The organism is Streptomyces sp. UNOB3_S3, assembly GCF_020740895.1.
GTDB lineage: Bacteria > Actinomycetota > Actinomycetes > Streptomycetales > Streptomycetaceae > Streptomyces.
The window spans coordinates 1-1,923 of record NZ_JAILXP010000637.1 but is presented as its reverse complement, the minus strand read 5'-3'; the positions used below and the strand labels follow the sequence as shown (position 1 = coordinate 1,923).

Sequence of the window (1,923 nt, the reverse complement as noted above, 5' to 3'; positions counted from 1 at the left end):
GCACCCCCTGGAGCTCTCCCCCCTCCACCAGGCCGTGCTGGACGCCCTCGCCGGTGGCTACGGCCTGTTCTTCCGGCAGATCGCCGAGCAGGTGCGCGCCACGAGCGCGGCATTGGACGGCACCGACGGCACGGACGCCCGTATCGCCGAGGCCGTCTGGGATCTCGCCTGGTCCGGCCGGCTGACCAATGACACCCTCGCGCCGCTGCGCTCGCTGCTCGGTTCCGGCCGCACGGCCGGCTCCACCGCCCACCGCGCCAAACGGGCCGTCCCGCGCGGCCGTTACGGTTCCGTCCTCGCCCGGACGGGCCCGGGGCTCCGGCTCACCGCCTCCCGCGGCGGCCCCCCTACGGTCGCGGGCCGCTGGTCGCTGCTGCCCGAGCGCGAGCCCGATGTCACACACCGGGCCCACGCCCTGGCCCGGACCCTGCTCGACCGGCACGGCGTGGTGACCCGCGGGGCCGTCGCCGCCGAAGGGGTGGAGGGCGGTTTCGCCGCGGCCTACCGGGTGCTCGCGGCCTTCGAGGAGAGCGGCCAGGCCCGCCGCGGCTATGTCGTCGAGGGTCTGGGCGCCGCGCAGTTCGCCATGGACGGCGCGGTCGACCGGCTGCGCGCCGCCGGCACGGCCCGGGAGCGCTCCGGCGGCGCGGCGTGCGCCGCCCCCTGGGACGACCGGCCGGCGGGCGGGCGGACCGGCCGACGCCGGGCGGTCGTCCTCGCCGCCGCCGATCCGGCCAACGCCTATGGCGCGGCGCTGCCCTGGCCCGATCCGCCCGCCGGCGCGACCCACAAGCCCGGCCGCAAGGCCGGCGCCCTGGTCGTCCTCCTCGACGGCGCGCTGACGCTCTACGTCGAGCGCGGCGGGAAGACCGTCCTGGCCTGGCCCCAGGAGCCCGGCGCTGAGACCGCCGCCGACGATCCCGCCGTGCGCGAGGCGGCCGCGGCCCTGGCCGAGGCGGCGCACGCCGGGGCCCTGGGCACGGTCACCGTCGAGCGCGTCAACGGCGCCCCGGCCCTGTCCTCCCCGCTGGGGGCCGTGCTGGAGGCGGCGGGCTTCCACGCCACACCGCGGGGGCTGCGCCTGCGCGCGCCCTGACCCACGCCGCATCATGGGCCGTATCCGCGAAGGAGTCGCCGTATGCCCGAAGGAGACACCGTCTGGCGCACCGCGCGGGTCCTGCACGAGGCCCTCGCGGGCGAGGCGCTGATCCGCAGCGACCTGCGCGTGCCCCGGCTCGCCACCACCGATCTCACCGGCCGCGAGGTCCTGGAGGTCGTCCCGCGCGGCAAGCACCTGCTCACCCGCCTCGGCGGCGGCCTCACCCTCCACTCCCACCTCGGCATGGACGGCTCCTGGCGCGTCCACGCCACCGGTGAGCGCCCGCGCGGCGGCCCGGCGCACCAGATCCGGGCCGTCCTCGCCACCGCCGACCGCACGGCCGTCGGCTATCGCCTCCCCGTGCTGGACCTGGTGCGCACCACCGACGAGTCCACGCTCGTCGGCCATCTGGGCCCCGATCCCCTCGGCCCCGACTGGGACGCCGACGAGGCCGTCCGCAGGCTGCTCGCCGACCCCGGGCGCACGATCGGCGAGGCCCTCCTCGACCAGCGCAATCTGGCGGGCGTCGGCAATGTCTACAAGTCCGAGCTGTGCTTCCTGCTGCGGGTCACCCCATGGCTGCCCATGGCGTCCGTGCCCGCCCCCGAGCGGCTGGTGGCCCTGGCGGGGAAGCTGCTGGAGGCCAACAAGTCCCGTGTCTCCCGGATCACCACGGGCGACGCCCGCCCGGACCGCGGTCTGTGGGTCTACGGACGGGCCGACCGGCCGTGCCGGCGCTGCGGCACCCCCGTCCTCTCCGCGGGCCAGGGGCCGGAGGGCCGGGAGCGGACGACCTACTGGTGCCCCCACTGCCAGACGGGTCC

Annotated in this window: 1 protein-coding gene and 1 pseudogene; both read left to right on the top strand. The window is 77.5% G+C overall.

What is annotated here, in order from left to right:
* Positions 1-1,096, top strand: a pseudogene (locus tag K6I33_RS34590) (DEAD/DEAH box helicase); the annotation flags it as partial.
* A gap of 42 nt (positions 1,097-1,138) precedes the next feature.
* Positions 1,139-1,923 (top strand): DNA-formamidopyrimidine glycosylase family protein (locus K6I33_RS34585; RefSeq protein ID WP_229358760.1); only part of this gene is annotated, 785 nt, incomplete at its 3' end.